Annotated in this window: 24 protein-coding genes; 15 read left to right on the plus strand and 9 right to left on the minus strand. The window is 72.2% G+C overall.

Annotation, left to right across the window (positions count from 1 at the left end; all coding sequences use genetic code 11):
• The first annotated feature begins 8 nt into the window (after nt 1–8).
• The gene (locus ACIBK9_RS38495; protein ID WP_397163701.1) at nt 9–1,178 is read left to right on the plus strand and encodes a pyridoxal phosphate-dependent aminotransferase; all 1,170 of its coding nucleotides are present in this window, start codon (nt 9–11) and stop codon (nt 1,176–1,178) included.
• Here the strand turns inward: ACIBK9_RS38495 and ACIBK9_RS38500 are convergent.
• Nucleotides 1,156–1,710, minus strand: a complete 555-nt coding sequence (locus ACIBK9_RS38500) for a helix-turn-helix domain-containing protein (RefSeq protein WP_397163702.1) — start codon at nt 1,708–1,710, stop codon at nt 1,156–1,158. The two genes, ACIBK9_RS38495 and ACIBK9_RS38500, sit on opposite strands and share 23 nt — an antisense overlap.
• A 105-nt stretch (nt 1,711–1,815) precedes the next feature.
• Between ACIBK9_RS38500 and ACIBK9_RS38505 the strand changes: the two genes are divergently transcribed.
• From ACIBK9_RS38505 to ACIBK9_RS38515, 3 genes are all read left to right on the plus strand, one after another.
• On the plus strand, nt 1,816–2,832 hold the full coding sequence (locus ACIBK9_RS38505; protein ID WP_397163703.1) for an aldo/keto reductase: 1,017 nt from the start codon (nt 1,816–1,818) through the stop codon (nt 2,830–2,832).
• Nucleotides 2,833–2,899: 67 nt separating this feature from the next.
• A complete protein-coding gene (locus ACIBK9_RS38510; protein ID WP_397163705.1) occupies nt 2,900–3,103 on the plus strand; it encodes a DUF6290 family protein in 204 nt (67 codons plus the stop codon).
• Nucleotides 3,100–3,474 carry a type II toxin-antitoxin system death-on-curing family toxin gene (locus tag ACIBK9_RS38515; protein WP_397163707.1) on the plus strand — a complete coding sequence of 125 codons (375 nt, stop codon included), beginning with the start codon at nt 3,100–3,102 and terminating at the stop codon, nt 3,472–3,474. Before ACIBK9_RS38510 ends, ACIBK9_RS38515 begins: the two co-directional genes overlap by 4 nt.
• Here ACIBK9_RS38515 and ACIBK9_RS38520 read toward each other — a convergent pair.
• Complete coding sequence (locus ACIBK9_RS38520) at nt 3,464–4,387, minus strand: LysR substrate-binding domain-containing protein (RefSeq protein WP_358284944.1); 924 nt, start codon at nt 4,385–4,387, stop codon at nt 3,464–3,466. The genes ACIBK9_RS38515 and ACIBK9_RS38520 overlap by 11 nt on opposite strands.
• A gap of 116 nt (nt 4,388–4,503) precedes the next feature.
• Between ACIBK9_RS38520 and ACIBK9_RS38525 the strand changes: the two genes are divergently transcribed.
• Together ACIBK9_RS38525 and ACIBK9_RS38530 are read left to right on the plus strand one after the other, a co-directional pair.
• On the plus strand, nt 4,504–5,055 hold the full coding sequence (locus tag ACIBK9_RS38525; protein ID WP_357964755.1) for a peroxiredoxin: 552 nt from the start codon (nt 4,504–4,506) through the stop codon (nt 5,053–5,055).
• Entirely contained in the window at nt 5,052–5,588 is a 537-nt protein-coding gene (locus ACIBK9_RS38530; protein ID WP_358284946.1) for a carboxymuconolactone decarboxylase family protein, read from the plus strand. The genes ACIBK9_RS38525 and ACIBK9_RS38530 overlap by 4 nt, the downstream gene beginning before the upstream one ends.
• A gap of 130 nt (nt 5,589–5,718) precedes the next feature.
• Here ACIBK9_RS38530 and ACIBK9_RS38535 read toward each other — a convergent pair whose 3' ends face one another.
• From ACIBK9_RS38535 to ACIBK9_RS38545, 3 genes are all read right to left on the minus strand, one after another.
• On the minus strand, nt 5,719–6,750 hold the full coding sequence (locus tag ACIBK9_RS38535; RefSeq protein ID WP_397163709.1) for an aromatic acid exporter family protein: 1,032 nt from the start codon (nt 6,748–6,750) through the stop codon (nt 5,719–5,721).
• An 88-nt stretch (nt 6,751–6,838) separates the two neighbouring features.
• Nucleotides 6,839–7,519 carry a TMEM175 family protein gene (locus ACIBK9_RS38540; RefSeq protein WP_397163711.1) on the minus strand — a complete coding sequence of 227 codons (681 nt, stop codon included), beginning with the start codon at nt 7,517–7,519 and terminating at the stop codon, nt 6,839–6,841.
• Nucleotides 7,520–7,578: 59 nt separating this feature from the next.
• A complete protein-coding gene (locus ACIBK9_RS38545; RefSeq protein WP_397163713.1) occupies nt 7,579–8,247 on the minus strand; it encodes an alpha/beta fold hydrolase in 669 nt (222 codons plus the stop codon).
• Nucleotides 8,248–8,427: 180 nt separating this feature from the next.
• On the opposite strand from ACIBK9_RS38545, the gene ACIBK9_RS38550 reads away from it, so the two are divergent.
• The gene (locus ACIBK9_RS38550; RefSeq protein WP_397163715.1) at nt 8,428–9,519 is read left to right on the plus strand and encodes a ring-opening amidohydrolase; all 1,092 of its coding nucleotides are present in this window, start codon (nt 8,428–8,430) and stop codon (nt 9,517–9,519) included.
• Nucleotides 9,520–9,542: 23 nt separating this feature from the next.
• Here ACIBK9_RS38550 and ACIBK9_RS38555 read toward each other — a convergent pair whose 3' ends face one another.
• Nucleotides 9,543–10,160 (minus strand): nucleotidyltransferase family protein, encoded by a 618-nt coding sequence (locus tag ACIBK9_RS38555; RefSeq protein WP_397163717.1) that lies wholly within the window; start codon nt 10,158–10,160, stop codon nt 9,543–9,545.
• Nucleotides 10,161–10,314: 154 nt separating this feature from the next.
• Between ACIBK9_RS38555 and ACIBK9_RS38560 the strand changes: the two genes are divergently transcribed.
• A complete protein-coding gene (locus tag ACIBK9_RS38560; RefSeq protein ID WP_387664235.1) occupies nt 10,315–10,851 on the plus strand; it encodes an SseB family protein in 537 nt (178 codons plus the stop codon).
• Between the two features lie 140 nt (nt 10,852–10,991).
• Here the strand turns inward: ACIBK9_RS38560 and ACIBK9_RS38565 are convergent, their stop codons facing one another.
• Complete coding sequence (locus ACIBK9_RS38565) at nt 10,992–11,372, minus strand: hypothetical protein (RefSeq protein ID WP_358284960.1); 381 nt, start codon at nt 11,370–11,372, stop codon at nt 10,992–10,994.
• Between the two features lie 23 nt (nt 11,373–11,395).
• The gene (locus ACIBK9_RS38570; protein ID WP_352363953.1) at nt 11,396–11,779 is read right to left on the minus strand and encodes a hypothetical protein; all 384 of its coding nucleotides are present in this window, start codon (nt 11,777–11,779) and stop codon (nt 11,396–11,398) included.
• A 266-nt stretch (nt 11,780–12,045) separates the two neighbouring features.
• Between ACIBK9_RS38570 and ACIBK9_RS38575 the strand changes: the two genes are divergently transcribed.
• From ACIBK9_RS38575 to ACIBK9_RS38600, 6 genes are read left to right on the plus strand one after another with little or no spacing between them, the layout of a single operon-like run.
• Complete coding sequence (locus ACIBK9_RS38575; protein WP_397163720.1) at nt 12,046–12,624, plus strand: prepilin peptidase; 579 nt, start codon at nt 12,046–12,048, stop codon at nt 12,622–12,624.
• Nucleotides 12,625–12,667: 43 nt separating this feature from the next.
• The gene (aroC, locus tag ACIBK9_RS38580; RefSeq protein ID WP_358284964.1) at nt 12,668–13,849 is read left to right on the plus strand and encodes a chorismate synthase; all 1,182 of its coding nucleotides are present in this window, start codon (nt 12,668–12,670) and stop codon (nt 13,847–13,849) included.
• Between the two features lie 37 nt (nt 13,850–13,886).
• Complete coding sequence (locus ACIBK9_RS38585; RefSeq protein WP_358284966.1) at nt 13,887–14,387, plus strand: shikimate kinase; 501 nt, start codon at nt 13,887–13,889, stop codon at nt 14,385–14,387.
• Nucleotides 14,384–15,454, plus strand: coding sequence for a 3-dehydroquinate synthase (aroB, locus tag ACIBK9_RS38590; RefSeq protein WP_397163722.1), 1,071 nt, complete (start codon nt 14,384–14,386; stop codon nt 15,452–15,454). The genes ACIBK9_RS38585 and aroB overlap by 4 nt, the downstream gene beginning before the upstream one ends.
• A complete protein-coding gene (gene aroQ / locus ACIBK9_RS38595; RefSeq protein ID WP_352363963.1) occupies nt 15,451–15,885 on the plus strand; it encodes a type II 3-dehydroquinate dehydratase in 435 nt (144 codons plus the stop codon). The genes aroB and aroQ overlap by 4 nt, the downstream gene beginning before the upstream one ends.
• Nucleotides 15,882–16,634 carry an SGNH/GDSL hydrolase family protein gene (locus ACIBK9_RS38600; RefSeq protein ID WP_358284970.1) on the plus strand — a complete coding sequence of 251 codons (753 nt, stop codon included), beginning with the start codon at nt 15,882–15,884 and terminating at the stop codon, nt 16,632–16,634. The genes aroQ and ACIBK9_RS38600 overlap by 4 nt, the downstream gene beginning before the upstream one ends.
• Nucleotides 16,635–16,852: 218 nt before the next feature.
• Here ACIBK9_RS38600 and ACIBK9_RS38605 read toward each other — a convergent pair whose 3' ends face one another.
• Nucleotides 16,853–18,826, minus strand: a complete 1,974-nt coding sequence (locus tag ACIBK9_RS38605; RefSeq protein WP_397163725.1) for an ATP-dependent DNA helicase — start codon at nt 18,824–18,826, stop codon at nt 16,853–16,855.
• A 392-nt stretch (nt 18,827–19,218) separates the two neighbouring features.
• On the opposite strand from ACIBK9_RS38605, the gene ACIBK9_RS38610 reads away from it, so the two are divergent.
• Nucleotides 19,219–20,247 carry a hypothetical protein gene (locus ACIBK9_RS38610; protein WP_397163727.1) on the plus strand — a complete coding sequence of 343 codons (1,029 nt, stop codon included), beginning with the start codon at nt 19,219–19,221 and terminating at the stop codon, nt 20,245–20,247.
• Nucleotides 20,248–20,284: the final 37 nt, after the last annotated feature.

Genomic DNA, 20,284 nt, shown 5'->3' on the forward strand with positions numbered 1-20,284 from the left:
GTGGGGGCGTGACCGAACCACTTGTTTCCAGGATGCGCGCCTTCGGCACGACGATTTTCGCCGAGATGAGCGCGCTCGCCGTGCAGACCGGGTCCATCAACCTCGGACAGGGCTTCCCTGACACCGACGGCCCGGCCGCCATGCTCGACCGCGCCGTGCAGGCGATCACCTCGGGCGCCAACCAGTACCCGCCGGGGCCTGGGGTGCTGGAGCTCCGGCAGGCGGTCTCGGAGCACCGGATGGCCCACTACCGGCTCGACTACGACCCGGCGGCCGAGGTGCTGGTCACCGTGGGCGCCACCGAGGCCATCGCGGCGAGCGTGCTGGCGCTGTGCGAGCCGGGCGACGAGGTGATCGCGTTCGAGCCGTACTACGACTCCTACGCGGCCTCGATCGCGCTGGCCCAGGCCAGGCTCGCGGCGGTGACGCTGCGTCCGGTGGACGGCCGCTTCACCTTCGACCCCGACGAGCTGCGCGCCGCCGTCACGCCGCGTACCCGGGCGATCCTGGTCAACTCACCGCACAACCCGACGGGGACGGTCTTCACCAGGGACGAGCTGACGGTCATCGCCGAGCTGTGCCAGGAACACGGCCTGATCGCGATCACCGACGAGGTCTACGAGCACCTCACCTTCGACGGCGTCGAGCACGTCCCGCTGGCCACGCTGCCCGGCATGCGCGAGCGCACGGTCATGATCTCCTCGGCGGGCAAGACGTTCTCGGTCACGGGCTGGAAGACCGGCTGGGTGTGCGCGCCGCCCGAGCTGGTGCGGGCGGTCTCGACGGTCAAGCAGTTCCTCACCTTCACCGCGAGCGCGCCCTGGCAGCTCGCGGTGGCGTACGGGCTGCGCACCGAGCTGGAGTGGGTGGCCGCGCTGCGCGCCGGGCTCCAGGACAAGCGCGACCGGCTGATGGACGGGCTGGCGGCGGCGGGCTTCGAGGTGTTCGGGCCGGCGGGCACGTACTTCGTGCAGACCGACATCCGGCCGCTGGGCTTCACCGACGGCCTGGAGCTCACCCGCCGCCTGCCCGAGCTGGCCGGGGTGGTGGCCATCCCCACGCAGGTCTTCTACGAGCACCCCGAACGCGGCCGGCACTTCGTCCGCTTCGCGTTCTGCAAGAAGGACGAGGTCATCGACGAGGCGGTGACCCGGCTCAAGCGCCTGTCGCAGGGGTAGCCCGGCGCAGGCCGTCGAACAGCACGGCCAGGGCCCTGGCCCGCAGGTCGTCGCTCCAGTTGTGGTGCTGCGCCGCCAGGCAGGCGGCGCTGAGCAGGGCGAGCAGCTCCGTCATGCCCACGTCCTCGCGCACCGCCCCCGCCCGCTGCGCCCGCTCCAGCAGCGCGCCGATCGCGCCCCTGATGTCGGGCGCGCCCGCCTTGGCGTCGATGCCGGCGCTGGCCAGGGCGTCCACCAGGATCTTCTTGACCGTGGAGTAGGCCACGATGCGGTCGAAGAACTCGAAGAAGGCCGCTCCGGCGTCGGCGGCGCCGGCCAGCTCTTCGGCCATCTCGGCCAGCCGCTCCTGCCGGTCGGCCACGATCGCCGCGTACAGGGCCTCCTTGGTGGGGAACTGGCGGTAGATCGTCCCCACGCCCACGCCGGCCAGCGCGGCGATCTCGCGCATCGAGGCGTCGAGCCCGTCGCGGGCCAGCACGACCTCGGCCGCCTCCAGCACACGGGCGCGGTTGCGCCGGGCGTCGGCACGCATGGCCCCTCCTCGCGTTGACATCCTCGCGTTGACATCCGGAACCGTTGTTCCGTATCGTTCCCCGCATCCAAGCGGAACAGTCATTCCGATTCTAGGGGTATCTTCGTGCACTTCCAGACCATGGGACGTTCCGGGCTGCGCGTCTCCCGCGCCTGCCTCGGCACCATGAACTTCGGCACCGAGCACGGCCTGGCCGCGGGCGACGCCGCCGAGGCGGGCCGCGTCATCGACGCCTACCTCGACGCGGGCGGCAACTTCATCGACACCGCCGACCTCTACCACCGGGGCGAGACCGAGGAGATCGTCGGCCGGGCGCTGCGCGGCAGGCGCGAGTGGGTCGTGCTGGCCACCAAGGGCGCCATGCCGGTCGGCCCGGAGGGGCGGGGCCTGTCCAGACGGCACCTCACCCGCGCCCTGGAGGCCAGCCTGCGCCGCCTCGGCACCGACTACATCGACCTCTACCAGTGCCACCAGTGGGACCCGGGCACGCCGATCGAGGAGACGATGGCCACCCTCGACGGCTTCGTCCGTTCGGGCAAGGTGCGCTACCTCGGCTGCTCCAACTTCACCGCCGCGCAGATCGTCGAGGCGCAGTGGGCCGCCGAGCGGGTGGGCGGCACGCCGTTCGTGAGCCTGCAACCGCAGTACTCGCTGCTCCAGCGGGTCGTCGAGGCCGAGATCCTGCCCGCCTGCGCCCGGTTCGGCCTCGGCACGGTGGTGTACGGCGCGCTCGGCGGCGGCGTCCTGACCGGCCGCTACCGGCGCGGCGAAATCCCCGACCCGGACAGCCGCATGGGCCGCCTGCTCGGCGCCGCGATGCCCGGCGCGGCCCGCTGGGCGCAGTCGCTGCTCAACGACCGCAACCTGGCCGTCGCCGAGGGGCTGGCCGAGGTCGCGGCCGAGCTGGGGGCCGACCCGGCCGCGGTCGCCCTGGCCTGGGTCGCCGGACGTCCCGGCGTCACGTCGGTGCTGCTCGGGCCGCGCTCGGTGCGGCAGCTGCGGGAGAACCTGGCCGCCTTCGACCTCACCCTCCCCCCGGAGGCGGCCACCCGCCTGGACGACCTCTCCGACCCCGCCCACACCCCCGCCGACGGCTCCTTCTTCCACCTCGTCCCCCGCTGATCCCGGCGCAAAGCGAAGTGTTGTCCGTGGTATCGCTGTGATACCGCCCCCGACCTACGATGAGGGCATGGCCATGACCCTTCGCCTCAACGACGAACAGACCGAGGCTCTTCGTAAGCGTGCCGAGCTGGAAGGGCGAAGCATGCAGCAGATCGTGCTGCGCGCGATCGAGGAGTACCTGGAGCGCGCCTCCGACGACGAGATCACCGACGCTCTGGCCGAGAAAGGCGCCAGGCGATTCGCGGACCTGTTGCGCAGGCTGGGCGAGTGATCCGCTACGTCAGCCTCGAACAGGGGCTCCGCATCGCGCGGGCCGCGGTGGGCGGCCCCTTCCAGGTGCGTGACCTCGGGCTCTTGGAGGCTGCGCTCCTGCGGCCGCGGACCTCGCTGTTCGGGCATGACGCCTATCCCGACCTGATGACCAAGGCCGCGGCCCTCCTCCACTCGATCGTCACCAACCGTCCGCTCGTCGACGGGAACAAGCGCGCGGGCTGGCTCACGACCTACGTCTTCCTCGCGAAGAACGGAATCGAGCTCGACCCGGCCGACGACGACGCCTACGACCTGATCGTCGCCGTCGCCTCCGGCAAGCTCGACGACGTGACGGAGATCGCCGGGGCGTTGCGCGCGTTCACGAGGTGAGCTTGACCGGGAGGCGGCGTTGGCGGATGGCGGTGCGGACGGCCTTGGCGAGCTGGTCGTACTCGGCCGCGCGGGCCGAGGAGGCGCGGTAGGCCAGGCCGATCGTGCGGCCGGGGGCGGGGGCGGCGAAGCGGCGCAGCGCCAGGCGTACCCGCTTGCCGGTCTCCACCGGCACGGCCGACTCCGGCAGCAGCGTCACGCCCAGGCCGCCCGCCACGAGCTGCACCAGCGTCGGCAGGCTGGTCGCGTACGTGGTCGCGGTGGCCCGCGCGCCCACCTCGCGGCACACGTCTATGGCCTGTTCGCGCAGGCAGTGGCCCTGGTTGAGGAGCACGATGTCCAGGCCCTTGAGCGCGTCGCGGTCGAGCGGCGCGGGGTCCGCGGCCAGGGGGTGGTCGTGGGGGAGGGCCAGCAGGAAGTCCTCGTCGTAGAGCGGCGTCTCCACCAGGCCGCCCACGTCCGTCGGCAGGGCGAGCAGGACCAGGTCGAGCCGCCCCTCGCGGACCTCCTCCAGGATCGTGTCCGTCTTGGCCTCGTGGACGGTCAGCTTGAGCTGCGGGAAGCGCTGGGCGAACATGGGCAGCAGCGCGGGCAGCACGTACGGCGCCACGGTGGGGATCACGCCGAGGTGGGCCGGGCCGCTGAAGGGCTCGCGGTTCTGGGCGGCCTCGCCCATCAGGTCCTCCACGGCGGCCAGCACCCGCCAGGCGTGCTCGGCCACGCGCTCGCCGGCGGAGGTGAGCAGCACCTTGCGGGTGGTCCGTTCCAGCAGCTGTGTGTCCAATATCTCCTCCAATGAGGCGATATTTCCGGACAGGGTGGGTTGGCTCATCTTCAGTGCCGTCGCCGCCTCCCTGAAGTGGAGATGCTCGGCCACGGCCAGGAAGGAACGCAGCTGAGCGAGGGTGGGCATGGGCTCACTGATAGGAATCACCTCTCAGATTGGTCCAACTACTCGATTTCTCGAATCAATGCTAGGTGCGGCAACGTAGGTGCCCTGACCCGCACTTCCTCCGAAGGAGTAGGAACTTGCTCACCGTCGGTGACCGCTTCCCCGAGTACGAACTCACGGCCTGTGTCGACCTCGACCCCGACAAGGCGTTCGCTGAGATCAACCACAAGACCTACGAGGGCAAGTGGCGCGTGGTGTTCTTCTGGCCGAAGGACTTCACGTTCGTCTGCCCGACCGAGATCGCCGAGTTCGGCCGTCTCAACGGCGAGTTCGCCGACCGTGACGCCCAGGTGCTCGGCGTCTCGATCGACTCCGAGTTCGTGCACCACGCCTGGCGCAAGAACCACGAGGACCTGCGCGACCTGCCCTTCCCGATGCTGAGCGACATCAAGCGCGAGCTGTCGCAGGCCTGCGGCGTGCTCGGCCAGGACGGCGTCGCCCAGCGCGCCACGTTCATCGTCGACCAGAACAACGAGATCCAGTTCTCGATGGTGACCGCCGGTTCCGTGGGCCGCAACGTCAAGGAGGTCCTGCGGGTCCTCGACGCCCTGCAGTCCGACGAGCTGTGCCCGTGCAACTGGAACAAGGGCGAGGCCGGCCTCGACGCCCAGAAGCTGCTGGCCCAGTGAGCGTCGACACCCTGAAGTCGCTCCTGCCCGACTACGCCAAGGACACCAGGCTCAACCTGGGCTCGGTCACGACCACCTCGTCGCTGACCGACCAGCAGCTCTGGGGCGCCGTCCTGGCGTGCGCCCTGGCCACCAGGTCGGCGCGGGTCATCGCCGAGCTCTCGCAGGACGCCGCCGACCACCTGTCGGCCGAGGCGTTCACCGCCGCCAAGGCGGCCGCGTCGATCATGGCGATGAACAACGTCTACTACCGCGCCACCCACCTGATCGGCGACGAGACGTACGCGACGCTGCCGGCCAGGCTCCGGATGACCGTGATCGGGAACCCGGGCGTGGACAAGACGGACTTCGAGCTGTGGTGCCTGGCGGTCTCGGCGATCAACGGCTGCGGCCGCTGCCTGGAGTCGCACGAGCAGGTGCTGCGGGGCGCGGGGATGCCGCGTGAGCAGGTCCAGGAGGCGCTGCGGGTGGCCGCCGTGATCAACGCCACCGCCGCGACCCTGGAGGCCGAGGCCGCACTCCAGACGGTCTGACCTCCCCGCGGAACGCGGAACCGCGAAAGCGCGAACCGCCCTGCGGAACCGCGAAAGCGCGAACCCGTAACCGCAGGACCGCGAAGGCGGGCGCCCGTACGGGTGCCCGCCTTCGGCGTGCGCGGGGGTGCTAGCTGCTCTGGGGTTCGTCGAGCGGGGTGAGCGCCTGGCTGGCCTGCTCGTGCTCCAGGCCCGTGGCCTGCAACAGGTCCACCGCGATCGACCGCAGCTGCGCGATGATGACGTGCGCCGAGAAGCCCAGCCGCTCGGGCCGTTCGCGGCCGGCCACCGCGAGCAGCGCCTGCCGCGCCAGCAGGGGATCGCGTCCGGCGGCCAGCTCCAGCTGCAGCAGCAGCGCCGCCTCCGAGACCTCCCGCATCGCCTCGGCCAGCGCCGTGGGCGGCGGGCTCGCCTCGCCCAACGCGGCCAGCGTGCGGCGGACCATCACCCGCGCGTTGCGCAGGGCCAGGTCGACGGGGACGGCGGCGGTCTCGTACCGGGCCAGGGCGGCCCGGCGATGCCAGTGCAGCGGCGAGATCATGGTGATCTCCTTGCTGGTCTCCAGCGCCATCGCGAACTCCTCGACGGCGGCCTGCGTCGTCCGCGCCTCCTCCAGCGCCTCGGCGGCCAGGTCGACGTCCCGCTTCTCGATCGACTCCGCCGCCTGCTCCAGGACGGTGGACAGCGCGTCCAGCACCCCCGACAGGTGTTTGGCCGCGATCGTGAACGGGCTGGCGGGCATCAGCGCGACCGCCGCGACGCCGATGACGCCGCCGGTGAGGGCGTCGGCCATGCGGTCGAGGCCGCCGGCGTTCTCGCCGGGCAGCAGCGTGGCCACCAGCACCGCCGACGAGCCCGCCTGCGCGACGAACAGCGCCCCGCCGTTGAGCAGCAGCGCGACGGCCATGGCCAGCCCGACGACCAGCGCGAGCTGCCAGGGCCCCGAGCCGATCCAGGACACCAGCAGGTCGCCGACGCCGACGCCGAGGCTCACGCCGACCACCAGCTCGGCGACGCGCCGCAGCCGCTGGCCGAGCCCCACGCCGACGCAGATCAGCACGGAGATCGGGGCGAAGAACGGCCGGGCGTGCCCGAGCAGGTCGACGGCGACGACCCAGGCCAGCGCCGCGCCCACCGCGCACTGCACGATCGAGGGCGCCATGAGGCCAAACGTGCCCAGTCGTTCCCTTACGTGATCGCTGAGCCTCGTTCGCACCTTTTCACCTTGGCGGATCTTTGTGACATTGAGGTCACGTTTGCCCCGTGACATCCGGCTGAACCGCGCCAGGGGCGAGCCGCCTGCGGACGAGCACGATGATCGCGACCACGACCGGCGTGGCCATCCACAGGAACGTGGAGTCCTCGCCGACGCCGAAGGCCAGGACCGCGCTGACCGCCCACAACACCCCGCAGCCCCAGTACACCCAGGCCGAGGTGGCCATGCGCCGCCTGCTCGCGTGGGCGTTGAGCAGCCCCTGCGACAGGGCCAGCGTGAACAGCGCGCCCTGGCAGAACATCAGGAGCGCCTCGGTCCCCGCGAACAGCGCCAGCGCCAGGCCCTTGGACGCCTGGACGTCGATGTCGGCCGCCGACATCTCGCTCCACAGGTTCATCGTGTACGGCAGGAACGCCGAGCACAGCAGCAGCGGCACGTGCAGCAGCAGGACCGGCTGGGAGACCCGGTGGAGCTGGTCGAAGAGCGTGTGGTGGGCCCGCCAGCTGAACCACAACATGAGGAAGGCCAGCGCGAACGCCGCGAACGAGCCCTGGTGATGGCTCAGGAAGCCCGCGAGGTCACGGAAGTCGTCCTCCGCCGGGCGGGGGATCTCCAGGACGAGCAGCGTGATCGCGATCGCGAAGACCGCGTCGCTGAACATCCCGACCCGCTCCGGGGTCATGCCGGGACGGGGGGCCGATGGGGGGCTGGACACAGCGGGTCTCCGTGAATCGTGGGGGGACGACCAGCATAGAGGTCATGGCCTGCCTGGTCTCACCTGTCCAGGAAGGCGTCCACCGCGGCCAGGAAGGCGGCCCGTTCGGTGACGTGGACGAGGTGCCCGGCCTCGATCGTGACCAGCTCGGCGCCGGGGATCAGGCGGGCCAGCCCGGGGGCGTCGAACGGGCTCAGCCGTCCGCCGGACAGCACCAGCGTGGGTGCCGTGATCTTCCCCAGCTCGGCGGCCAGCGCCGGGTCGGGATCGACGATGTACGGCTCGGTCTGGTGCATCATCCGCCAGTCGAAGCCGGTGGAGTCGTCCTCCACGAGCGGCTGCCGTCCTTCGATCGGATACGGCGCCGTGACGTCCTCCAGCACCAGCCGCTCGACCCGCTCGGGGTGGCGCATGGCCACGTGGTAGGAGACCATGCCGCCGAGCGAGTGCCCGACCAGCCGGACGCGGTCGAGGCCCAGGTGGTCGAGGAGCGCCACGACGTCCTCGGCCATCGTGCTCACCGCGTACTCGCCCGGACGGTCGCTGGCCCCATGGCCGCGCAGGTCGGGTGCGAGGACGTGGTGACGGGCGGCGAAGTGCTGGGTGATGCCGTTCCAGTCGTTGTGGTTCGCGGTCCTGCCGTGGAGGAGGACCAGCGGTGGAGCGGCGGGGTCGCCCTCCTCGCGGTAGACGAGCTTGATGCCGTTGACGTGGGCTTCGCGAATCACATCCGGGAACACTACCTTCGCTCCGTTTGTGCGCTTCGAGGTTCCGCCGAGAGCTTGACCGGCCAGCGCACCTTGACATCGCCGCGGCCGTTCATGGGCAGACATTGCCCATGAACCCCGCCAGGCCGCTCGGCTAGCGTCGCGACTGTGGGGAAGCCGGTACTGGAGAAGGGGCAACGCATGCCGGACCCGATTGAAGTGCGCAAGGTGCCGATCGAGAGCGTGACCGACGCCTCCGGGCTGTCCCGGCTCATCGAGGACGGGGTGATCGAGGCGCGCCGGGTGCTCGCGGTGATCGGCAAGACCGAGGGCAACGGCGGCGTCAACGACTACACGCGCATCCTGGCCGACCGGGCCTTCCGCGAGGTCCTGGCCGAGCACGGTCACCCGTCCCCGGAGAGCGTGCCGTTGGTGTGGTCGGGCGGCACCGACGGCGTCCTCAGCCCGCACGCCACCGTCTTCGCCACCACGGCGGACGCGCCGATGAGCGACGAGCCGCGCCTGTCGGTGGGCGTGGCGATGAGCGAGGTGATCCTGCCCGAGGACATCGGCCGTCCGGCGATGGTGGAGAAGGTGGCCGCCGGGGTGCGGGAGGCCATGAAGATCGCCGGCATCGACGACCCGCGCGACGTGCACTACGTGCAGACCAAGACGCCGCTGCTCACCCTGGCCACCATCACCGAGGCCAAAAGCCGCGGCAAGGACACCGCCATCGAGGAGACCGGCCCGTCGATGGACCTGTCCAACTCCACCACCGCGCTCGGCATCGCCGTCGCGCTCGGCGAGATCGACATGCCGCGGGCCGACCAGATCCACAAGGACCTGTCGCTGTACTCGTCGGTGGCGTCGTGCTCGTCGGGGGTGGAGCTGGACCGGGCGCAGATCGTGCTGGTGGGCAACGTGCGCGGCATCGGCGGGCGCTACCGCATCGGGCACAGCGTCATGCAGGACGCGCTCGACGCCGACGGCATCTGGGCGGCCATCAGGGACTCCGGGCTGCCGCTGCCCGACCGTCCCCACCCTTCCGACCTCGGCGGGCGGCTGGTCAACGTGTTCATGAAGTGCGAGGCCGACCCGTCGGGGCGGGTGCGCGGGCGGCGCAACATCATGCTGGACGACTCCGACGTGCACTGGCACCGGCAGATCAAGGCGGCCGTCGGCGGGGTGGCGGCCTCGGTCACCGGCGACCCCGCGGTGTTCGTCTCGGTGGCCGCCGTGCACCAGGGGCCGTCGGGCGGCGGACCGGTCGCCGCCATCGCCGACCTTGGCTGACCGGCCGGGCCTCGGCTGACCGGTCAGCCCGGCTGACCGGCAGGCCCTGGCTCGCACCAGGGGAGCACGGTCAGCTCGGGCCAGGCTTCGGCGCAGCGCGCCGCCTTGGCCTCGTAGACCTCGCGCGGCGCCTGCCGGGGGTTGGGACGCAGCACGAGGTTGAAGGCGTCGGCCACGCCGTAGGGGGCGTAGACCCGCCACGCCCCCGACGGGGTGAGCCGGACGCCGATCGCGCTCGTGGTGCTGGGGAAGGAGTCGATCGCGGCCTCGGAGCTGTCGTAGGGCGGGCACGGCACGCCGAAGCGGCGCTCGTACCACAGATGGACGCGGGCCTCGTTGCGGATCTCCACCGGCACGTCGCCGAACAGCTCCCGCCCGGCCCTGATCGCGCGGTCCTCCGCCTCCCACGACAGGTCGGACGGATCGTGATAGATCAGGTCGTAGTCTTTGACGCCGTAGCCCGCCGGACGTCCGGTCACGTGGTTCCAGATCGCCTGGACGACCGCGCCCGCCGCCAGCCACCAGCCGGGCAGGCCGAGCGCGCGAGCTCCGCCGAGCACCCGCACCAGCACCGGGTCGGTCTCCAGCACGGCCCGCACGGCCGCAGTCTGCTCGTCGAGGGGGAGCCGAGAGATCCGCACCGCACCTGTCTAGCAGCCCACCCCGACAGAACACCGCCGGAACACCGCCGGAACACCGACGAGCATCCCAGGAACGCCGCCGAGCATCGCGGGACCGCCTTCAGGGCGCCTCCAGGAACGGGGGCGGTGGCGCCCGCGGGTAGTCTCGTTCGTTGTGCCGACCATCCCACAGCCACTCGACCCCGACGACGACGGCAGCGCCGCCCCCGCCGTGGCCGCCGCCCTGGCCGCCTACGAGTCGGGCGCGTGCGGCCCCGCCGACGTGCTGGCCGCTCTGAGCGGCGCGCGGCTGCTGGTGCCGGTGGTCGCCCTGCTGACCGAGTCCGAGGTCGGTGAGCACGGGCTGCGCCAGGAGAAGGAGAGCGAGATGGCGCTGCCCAAGCTCGTCGGCCAGGACGGCAGGCACGCGGTGCTCGCCTTCACCGGCACCGACGCGCTGACCAGATGGCGCAAGGACGCCCGCCCCATCCAGACCGGCACGCTCCAGGTCTGCCGGGCGGCCGTGCACGAGGAGGCCGCCGCGGTCGTGGTCGACGTGGCCGGGCCGGTGCAGTTCGTGATCGAGGGCGAGGTGCTGAAGGCGCTGGCCGCGGTCGAGTCCGGCACCGTCGACCAGCTCGGCGGCGTCACCGTCGCCAGGATGGAGCCCGCCCCGCCCCGCCGCCGCTGGTTCTCCCGCCGAAACAGCTGAACGCCGCTCCTCCCACGGAAAAGGCTGAACGCCGCTTCTCCCGTGAGCCGGACAAGCCGAGGCCCCCGGCCGGTGTCGTCACCGGCCGGGGGCGTTCGCCGGACATCCTCAGGAGCGGACGTCCTCAGGAGCGGACGTCCTCAGGAGACGGTCAGGTAGAACCCGGTGTCGGCCGCCACGCCGTCGGCGAGCTGGCTGTAGACCGCGACCGCCCGGTAGTGGCCGCCGCAGATCGCCGCCCCGCGCTGCACCGACAGCGAGCGCGGGTAGCTGGACCGGCCCGTCGGCGTCACGTGGATCGCCAGGTCGCCGTCGTAGTCGACGTCGTCGCTGAGGATCACGCAGTACGTCCCGCGGAACATACGCCTGACCTCCTCGACGTTCTTGCTGGCGGTCACCACGCCGTCCGCCCTGACGGTGGCCGAGGCCTGGGCGTAGGGCGTGTCCGCGTACGCCGCCGCGGGCGTCAGGACGGCCGCCGCGACGAGCGCGACGCCGGCCGCGCGCCGGATGATGTTCATTTGGGTGCTCCCTCGGTTCTCGGTCAGGAGATGGTCAGGTCGAAGCCGCCGTCGGCGAGCCGGCCGGTGCTGGTGTCGTAGACGCCGACGGTGATGGTGTTGGACTCGTGGCAGGTCGCCGACGAGTTCCGGTAGGCGATGAACGGCAGGCGGCGGGGCGCCCGCGGGGTGATCTGGATCACCGCGGCGGACGTGGTGACGTGCCTGTCGACCATCACGCAGTAGCGGCCGGTCGAGGCCCGCCACGTCTTGAGGATGTTCTTGCCGTTGTTCAGCTCGCCGTCCGCGTCGACGATCGCCGCGGCCCGCGCGTAAGGGGCCTGCAGGTCGGCGTACGCGGCGGGGCCGGTCATGATGAGGCTTGCGGCGCTCAGCGCGAGGCCGCCGGCCAGGATGCCACGGAACATGGGTCTTCCTCTCGGTCACTCTTCCGGGGGGCCACGACAGAAAGTAGGTTCCTGACCACCCCCGGAGCCGCGTGCCACCCCGTCCCGGACGATCAAAGTTCTTTGGGGGATCACCCCCGAACCCATGACCGCCGGCGTGCGTCGCGGCCCTCCGTCCGGGGCGCGAAAGCCCGCCGGGACGCGGGTTCGCTCTTGGCGCACGCCATACCCGGGCCGCCCGCCGCGATCCCGGGACGGCCGCCGGGCCGCCGCATTAAGGTCTGCTCGTGGTCGCACTGATGGCGCTGCTCGGTCTGGTCGCCGGACACCAGGTCAGGGCGCTGGCCGACGCCTACGACGACCTCGCGTCCCCGCCGCCGTGGCCGCCGGGCGTGGAACTGCTGACCGCCGCCGTGACGGCGCTGACCGCCTGGCTCGCCGGGCCGCCGTACACGGGTCTCGCGCTGGCCGGCACGGCGCTGGCGGTCATCGACTGGCGTACCACCCTGCTGCCCGACGCGATCACGCTGCCCGCGTACCCGATCATCGCACTGACCCTGCTCCCCACCGGGGAGCTGCCGCGCGCGCTGCTCGGCGCGGCGGCGCTGGCGGCCGTCTACGGCCTGTTGTGGTTCGCCAGGCCGGCCGCGATGGGCCTCGGCGACGTCAAGCTGGCCGGGCTCATCGGCATGGCGGCGGCGATGAGCTGGCAGACGTGGGTGGCCGCCGCGTTCGCCGGGCAGCTGCTCGGCGCGCTGTACGCGGTCGCGCTGCTGCTCACCGGGCGGGGCGACCGGCACACCCAGTTCCCCTTCGGACCGTTCATGCTGCTCGGTGCTTTCGTGGCGCTCTGTCTCGGCTGGTGAACGACGGACATCCCACCCGGCCGCACATGGAAGACTTGGAGTCATGTTGCGCTGGTTGACGGCCGGAGAGTCCCACGGCCCCGAACTCGTTGCCATCCTCGAAGGACTGCCCGCCGGGGTCGAGGTGACCACGGCCGCGATCGACGAGGCCCTGCGCCGCCGCAGGCTCGGCTACGGCCGCGGCGCGCGGATGAAGTTCGAGCAGGACCAGGTGACGATCGTCGGCGGCGTGCGCCACGGCCGCACCATGGGCAGCCCGGTCGCCGTCCGCGTGGGCAACACCGAGTGGCCCAAGTGGGAGAAGGTCATGTCGGCCGACCCGGTCGACCCGGCCGAGCTGGAGGGCCTGGCCCGCAACGCGCCGCGGTCCCGCCCCCGCCCCGGCCACGCCGACCTGGCCGGCATGCAGAAGTACGGCTTCGACGACGCCCGCCAGGTGCTCGACCGGGCCAGCGCCCGCGAGACCGCGGCCCGCGTCGCGCTCGGCGAGGTCGCCAGGCGCTTCCTGAAGCAGGCGCTCGGCGTCGACATCGTCAGCCACGTCACCTCCATCGGCGGCGCGCAGACCCCGACCGAGGTGCTGCCCGGCCCCGGCGACCTGGCCAGGATCGACGAAGACCCGGTCCGCTGCTCCGACCCCGAGGGCAGCGCCGCCATGGTCGCCGTGATCGACCAGGCGCACAAAGAGGGCGACACGCTCGGCGGCGTCGTCGAGGTGCTCGCCTACGGCCTGCCGCCCGGCCTGGGCAGCTACACCCACTGGGACCGCAGGCTCGACTCCCGGCTCGCCGCGGCCCTCATGGGCATCCAGGCGATCAAGGGCGTCGCGGTCGGCGACGGCTTCGAGACCGCCCGCCGGCCCGGCTCGCGCGCCCACGACGAGATCGAGTACACCGCCGAGAACGGCGTCAAGCGGGTCACCAACCGCGCGGGCGGCGTCGAGGGCGGCATGACCAACGGCGAGGTCCTGCGGGTCAGCGCCGCCATGAAGCCCATCTCCACCGTGCCGAGGGCCCTGGCCACGATCGACGTCAAGACCGGCGAGGCGGCCAAGGCCCACCACGAGCGCTCCGACGTGTGCGCCGTCCCGGCCGCGGGCATCGTGGCCGAGGCCATGGTCGCGCTGGTGCTGGCCGACGCGGCCCTGGAGAAGTTCGGCGGCGACTCGGTGGAGGAGGTCGCCCGCAACCTGTCCGGCTACCTCTCCTCGATGGTGATCAAGTGACGGCCGCGCGGAGCGAACGAGAAGGGGTGAGCGACCAGTGACCAGAGCCGTGCTCATCGGGCCGCCCGGATCCGGCAAGACCACGATCGGGCAGCTGCTGGCCGAGCGGCTCGGCGTCGCCTTCCGCGACACCGACGCCGACGTCGAGGCCGTGGCCGGCAAACCGGTCTCCGACATCTTCGTCGAGGACGGCGAGGCCCGCTTCCGCGAGCTGGAGCACCAGGCCGTGCGCCGCGCCCTGGCCGAGCACGACGGCGTCCTGTCGCTCGGCGGCGGCGCCGTGCTCAACGAGGACACCCAGGCCCTGCTCGCCGGTCACCACGTGGTCTACCTGCAGGTGGGCCTGGCCGACGCGGTCCAGCGGGTCGGGCTCGGCTCGGCCAGGCCGCTGCTGGTGCTCAACCCGCGCAGCCAGCTCAAGAAGCTGATGGAGGAGCGGCGGCCGGTCTACGAGCGTCTGGCCGTGGTCACCCTCGCCACCGACAAGCGCGACCCCGGCGAGCTCGCCGACGAGATCCTGGAGGGCCTGCCGGCATGACCGCGACGCGGATCCCCGTATCCGGCGACAGCCCGTACGACGTCGTGGTGGGCAGCGGCGTGCAGGCCGAGCTGCCGGGCCTGTTCCGGCCGGGCGCGCGCACGGTCGCCGTCGTCCGCCCGCAGGGCCTGCCCGAGCTGTCCCGCCCGGTCCTCGCGGCGCTGGCCGAGGCCGGTTACGAGGTGGCCGACCTGCCCGTTCCCGACGGCGAGGCGTGCAAGACGCCCGAGGTGGCCGCCGGCCTGTGGTCCGCGCTCGGCCGCCACGGCCTGACCCGCTCCGACGCCGTCGTGGGCGTGGGCGGCGGCGCGACGACCGACCTGGCCGGCTTCGTGGCCGGCACCTGGCTGCGCGGCGTGCAGGTCGTGCTCGTGCCGACGACGCTGCTGGCCATGGTCGACGCCGCCGTCGGCGGCAAGAACGGCATCGACACCCCCGAGGGCAAGAACCTGGTGGGCACGTTCCTGCCGCCCGCCGGGGTGCTCTGCGACCTGGCCGTGCTGCCCGGCATGCCGAAGGCCGACTACGTGGCGGGGCTCGCCGAGATCATCAAGGGCGGCTTCATCGCCGACCCGCAGATCCTCACGCTGGTCGAGTCCGACCCCGAGGGGGCCACCAGGCCCGACGGCCCCCACACCCGCGAGCTGATCGAGCGCAAGATCCGCGTCAAGGCCCACGTCGTGGGCGCCGACCTGCGCGAGCAGGGCCTGCGCGAGATCCTCAACTACGGACACACGCTCGCCCACGCCATCGAGCGCGACGAGCACTACACGATCCGCCACGGCGAGGCGGTCGCCCTCGGCATGGTCTACGCCGCCGAGCTGTCCCGGCTGTCCGGCCGCGCCGACCTGACCGCCCGCACCCGCGCGATCCTCACCTCCGTGGGCCTGCCGGTCTCCTACCACGCCGGCGCCTGGCCGCGGCTGCGCGACCACATGCGGCTGGACAAGAAGAACCGGGGCGCCAAGCAGCGCTTCGTCGTCCTCGACGACCTGGCCAGGCCGGGCCGCCTCGAAGACCCCGCCGAAGAGCTGCTCGAAGCCGCCTACAAGGAGATCGCGCGATGATCCTCGTGCTCAACGGCCCCAACCTGAGCCGGCTCGGCACCCGCGAGCCCGACGTCTACGGGGCCGAGACGCTGGAGGACCTCGCCGAGCTGTGCCGCGAGACCGGCCGCAAGCTCGGCGAGCAGGTCGAGGTGCGCCAGACCGACGACGAGGCCGAGCTGATCGGCTGGCTGCACGAGGCCGCCGACGGCCGCATCCCCGTCGTGCTCAACCCGGCCGCCTTCACCCACTACTCCTACGCCGTGCGCGACGCCATCGCCCAGCGCACCGCCCCGCTCGTCGAGGTGCACATCAGCAACCCCGCGGCGAGGGAAGAGTTTCGCCACACCTCGGTCGTCGCCGGGGTGGCGACGGGCACGATCGCCGGATTCGGACTACAGTCCTACGTCCTGGCGCTACACGCTATCGCGGAGATGAACAGCAGCTCATGAGGCAATACAAGTCCTTCGTCGCACTCGGGGACAGTTTCACCGAAGGACTGAACGATCCAGGCCCCGACGGGCACTACCGCGGCTGGGCCGACCGGGTGGCCGAACGGCTCGCCGCCGACGACCCGGCGTTCCGCTACGCGAACCTGGCCGTCCGCGGCAAGCTGCTCGACCAGATCGTCACCGAGCAGGTGCCGCGGGCCATCGAGATGGGTCCCGACCTGGTCAGCTTCTGCGCGGGCGGCAACGACCTGCTGCGGCCGGGCAGCGACCCCGACGTGATGGCCAAGCGCCTGGCCCGCGCGGTGCGCGACCTGCGGGCCGGAGGCGCGGACGTGCTGCTGTTCACCGGGGTCGATCCGCGCGACACGCCGCTGATGCGGCGGCTGCGCGGCCGTTTCGCCATTTTCTACCTGCACATCCGCTCCATCGCCGACCTCTACGGCTGCCGGCTGGTCGACCAGTGGTCGATGCAGGGGCTGCGCGACTGGCGGGCCTGGAGCACCGACCGCCTGCACATGAACGAGGACGGCCACCGGCTGGTGGCGGCCCGCGTGCTCGACGTGCTCGGGGTGCCGTTCGACGACTGGCGCAAGGACTGGCCGGAGCGGCTGGTCGACCCGCGGGCGCGGCGCCGCGAGGACGCCCAGTGGATCCGCGAGCACCTGGTGCCGTGGATGTCCCGCCGCCTGCGCGGCACCTCCTCCGGCGACGGCCTCACCCCGAAGCGCCCCGACCTCACCCCGTTCTAGCCGCTCCCGCAGGACCGCTCCCGGATCAGACCCGCTCAGGGTTCCGTCGCGGGCTCGCGGGGCCACGGAGTGGGGCAGGGTGGGCTCGCGTGACGGCGGCCCGCCGGTGAAGGGTCAGCGGGCGTTTCCTGGAAGGCCACCGGCCCCGTACGGCGGGTGGCCTGACCCGGCGAAGCCGTAAGGGAAAAGGCCGTTGCCCGAAGACAGTGATCAGCGGGTCAGGACTCGGTGGACAGCCGCTTGAGCGCGGCACGGGGGACGGCCGGGTCGGTGGTGCGCCAGAACGGCGGCAACGACCCCAGCAGGAAACCGCTGTACCGGGCCGTGGCCAGGCGCGGGTCGAGGACCGCGATGACGCCCTTGTCGTCCTGCGCGCGCAGCAACCGGCCGGTGCCCTGGGCCAGCAGCAGGGCCGCGTGGTTGGCCGCGACCGCCATGAACCCGTTGCCGCCGCGCGCCGCGACGTGCCGCTGCCGGGCCGAGGTGAGCGGATCGTCGGGACGCGGGAACGGCACCCGGTCGATGATGACCAGCCGCAGCGACGGCCCGGGGACGTCGACCCCCTGCCACAGCGACAACGTGCCGAACAGGCAGGTCGGCTCGTCCTCGGCGAACTGCTTGACCAGCAGCATGGTCGAGTCGTCGCCCTGGCACAGCAGCGGCACGTCGAGCCGCTCGCGCAGCGCCTCCGTGGCGGCCTTGGCGGCGCGCATCGAGGAGAACAGCCCCAGCGTGCGCCCGCCGGCCGCCTCGATGAGCTCGGTGATCTCGTCGAGATACTGCTGCGGCAGCCCGTCGCGGCCCGGCTGGGGGAGGTGTTTGGCGACGTAGAGGATGCCGGCGCGCGGGTGGTCGAACGGCGAGCCGACGTCGATGCCCTGCCAGCGCTTGCTGTCGCCCAGCCCCCACTGCGCGGCCAGCCCGTCGAACGTGCCGCCGAGGGCGAGCGTGGCGGAGGTGAGCACCACCGTGCGCTCGCCGAACAGCCGGTCGCGCAGCATGCCGCTCACGCTCAGCGGCGCGACCCGCAACATGGGCGGCCGGCGGTCGGTGGCGCCGTCGAGCCAGACCACCTCGGCGCGGTCGGCCTCGGAGGCGTGGCCGTAGGCGTCGAGCATGCGGACGGCGGTGTCGTGCACCTCGTCGAGCGCGGTGAAGGCGGCCTTGCGCTGGCCGGCCTTGTCGGGGTCGTCCTTGTCGGCGTTGCGCGGGCCCATGGCGGTGATGCAGCGCCAGGCCGTGTCGCGGATGAGCTGCAAGGTGAGGCCGAGCACCTGCGGCAGCTCGTCGATGCGGCCGGGCGGCGCGGCGGCCAGCAGCGCCTTGAGGTCTTCACCCGCCTCCATGAGCTGGTCGGCGAGCGGCTGCTCGATCAGCCGGCCGACGCGGCGCACGGCCAGCATCACCGAGGCCTCCGACAGCTCGCTGGTGACCACCGAGGTCACCCGGTCGACCAGCTCGTGGGCCTCGTCGACGACCACGACCTCGTGCTCGGGCAGCACCGGCAGGTCGCCCATGGCGTCGATGGCCAGCAGCGCGTGGTTGGTCACCACGACGTCGACCTCGCCCGCGCGCGCCCTGGCCAGCTCGGCGAAGCACTCGGGGCCGCTCGGGCAGCGGGTGGCGCCCAGGCACTCCTGCGCGCTCACCGAGAACTGCCGCCAGGCCTGCTCGCTGACGCCGGGCACCAGCTCGTCGCGGTCGCCCGTCTCGGTCTCGTCGGCCCACTCCTGGATGCGCTGGACCATGCGGCCGGTCGCGCTCACCTCACGCGGGTCGAAGAGCTGGTCCTGCTCGTCCTCCTCGGGCCAGCCCGCCGTCGCCTTGTAGCGGCACAGGTAGTTGCGCCGGCCCTTGAGTATGGCGAACGTCGGCTCGTGCGGCAGCTCCTTGCCCAGCGCCTCGGCCAGCCGGGGCAGGTCGCGGTCGACGAGCTGGCGCTGCAGCGCGATGGTGGCCGTGGAGATCACGACGGGGGTGTCGCTGTCCATGGCGTGCCGGATCGAGGGCACCAGGTACGCCAGCGACTTGCCGGTGCCCGTGCCCGCCTGGACGGCCAGGTGCTCCTCGTCGTCGATGGCCTTCTGGACGGCCTTGACCATGGTGACCTGGCCCTGCCGTTCGCTCCCTCCGAGAGCGCCGACCGCGATGCTGAGCAGTTCGTCCACTGACGGGAGATGGGAGTCCGGCACGGTCGTCAACGGTACCCGCAATCCCGGGCCGACGCGCCGGGACGCCCTGTGTCCGGCCATGCGCATCCCGGCGTTCCCGGGCTCCCCGCGGGACTCGCGTGGCACACTGTCGAGCGGAACTCCAACTGGTCAGGAAGATCTTGCTGGTGTGATCGATGGGGTTCACGGTCTCGATGGTGAGAGCGGTTAGGTAGGGTTTTCCGGGGTTGAGTGGACGAATAAAGGCTGGTTAAAGCAGTATGTCTGCCATGTCGGAAGTTGTCCCGTTGCCGTCGTTCGGCGAAGTCTTCTTCGATGCACGAGGTCAGGAGCGGTGCCTCCGGGTCACGTGGCATGAGGGCACACTCGTCCTCAGCCTGTGGCGAGGGGAGATGTGCACAGCGAGCTTCCGCATGCCGATGGAGGATGTCGGCAGGCTGCTCGACACGCTCGACGACGGCTACGCCGAGGCCACGGGCGAGCAGCCCGCGGTGCCCGCGGCCGATCCGGGCACCGAGGTCATGCCGGGCACCGGCACGTATCACCGGCCACCTCAGCACGCCCAGCAGCAGCCTCCGCCGCCCGCGCTCGACGAGCGGCCCACCGCGTCGCTGTCGCCCAACGACGTGCTGGTCGCGCGCGGCCCCGCGCCGCAGGACAAACTGGTGGCCTCCTACAGCGAGACCACCGGCCCCCGGGAGACGCCGTCGTACGGCGAGCGCAGCCCCTTCACCGGGCCCCAGTACGTCGAGCAGCCCGCCGCCCAGTACCCCGGCGACCCGCACAGCGGCCCCCAGTACACCGGTGACCCGTTCAGCGGCCCGCAGTACACGGGCGATCCGCTGAGCGGTCCCCAGTACACCGGTGACGCCTTCAGCGGCCCGCAGTACACCGGCGATCCGCTGAGCGGCCCGCAGTACGCCGGCGACCCCTTCACCGGCCCCCAGTACGTCGAGAGCAGCGAGCCCGTCTACCAGCTGCCCGCCGACCAGCGCCGACCGGCGCCGCTGAGCACCGACCCGCTCGGCTTCCCGTCGCAGGCCGCCGACCCCTACCCGCCGGCCCAGCAGTACTCCCCGGACTCCTACGGCTCCTACCAGCAGCCGCCGTCCCAGCCCCAGCAGCCTCCGGCGCAGCCGCAGGGCACGGCCGGGCTCGGCACGCCCATGCACGGCATCCCCGGCGCCGGCCGCAGGCACAACCCCGCGCCCGCCCAGGACTCCTACCGCGCGGCCGACACCTACCAGGGCTACCAGCAGCCCGCGCAGCCCAACCCGGTGGACCCGCTGCTGGCGCTCGGCCGCCAGGAGTACCCGCCGCAGTCGTCCGACCCGAACATGGGCCGTCCGTACGTGACGGACCCCCTGTTCTCGACCGGCGAACGCCTGCGCCCCGACCAGCAGCAGGACTACGGCGACGGGCGCGACCGCCGGGAGTGGTGACACCCTCCTCCCGGCCGCCGGGTACGCTCACGGCATC

The sequence above is a fragment of the Nonomuraea sp. NPDC050227 genome, from assembly GCF_044459705.1.
Classification (GTDB): Bacteria; Actinomycetota; Actinomycetes; order Streptosporangiales; family Streptosporangiaceae; genus Nonomuraea.

Bases quoted from the DNA above. Each gene is read 5' to 3' on its own strand.
- ACIBK9_RS38535 (WP_397163709.1), bottom strand. From the start codon at position 6,750: ATGGCGCCCTCGATCGTGCAGTGCGCGGTGGGCGCGGCGCTGGCCTGG.
- ACIBK9_RS38610 (WP_397163727.1), top strand. From the start codon at position 19,219: ATGCCGATGGAGGATGTCGGCAGGCTGCTCGACACGCTCGACGACGGC.
- aroC (WP_358284964.1), top strand. From the start codon at position 12,668: ATGTTGCGCTGGTTGACGGCCGGAGAGTCCCACGGCCCCGAACTCGTT.
- aroQ (WP_352363963.1), top strand. From the start codon at position 15,451: ATGATCCTCGTGCTCAACGGCCCCAACCTGAGCCGGCTCGGCACCCGC.
- ACIBK9_RS38565 (WP_358284960.1), bottom strand. From the start codon at position 11,372: ATGAACATCATCCGGCGCGCGGCCGGCGTCGCGCTCGTCGCGGCGGCC.
- ACIBK9_RS38520 (WP_358284944.1), bottom strand. From the start codon at position 4,387: ATGCCCACCCTCGCTCAGCTGCGTTCCTTCCTGGCCGTGGCCGAGCAT.
- aroB (WP_397163722.1), top strand. From the start codon at position 14,384: ATGACCGCGACGCGGATCCCCGTATCCGGCGACAGCCCGTACGACGTC.
- ACIBK9_RS38500 (WP_397163702.1), bottom strand. From the start codon at position 1,710: ATGCGTGCCGACGCCCGGCGCAACCGCGCCCGTGTGCTGGAGGCGGCC.
- ACIBK9_RS38550 (WP_397163715.1), top strand. From the start codon at position 8,428: ATGCCGGACCCGATTGAAGTGCGCAAGGTGCCGATCGAGAGCGTGACC.
- ACIBK9_RS38570 (WP_352363953.1), bottom strand. From the start codon at position 11,779: ATGTTCCGTGGCATCCTGGCCGGCGGCCTCGCGCTGAGCGCCGCAAGC.
- ACIBK9_RS38600 (WP_358284970.1), top strand. From the start codon at position 15,882: ATGAGGCAATACAAGTCCTTCGTCGCACTCGGGGACAGTTTCACCGAA.
- ACIBK9_RS38510 (WP_397163705.1), top strand. From the start codon at position 2,900: ATGGCCATGACCCTTCGCCTCAACGACGAACAGACCGAGGCTCTTCGT.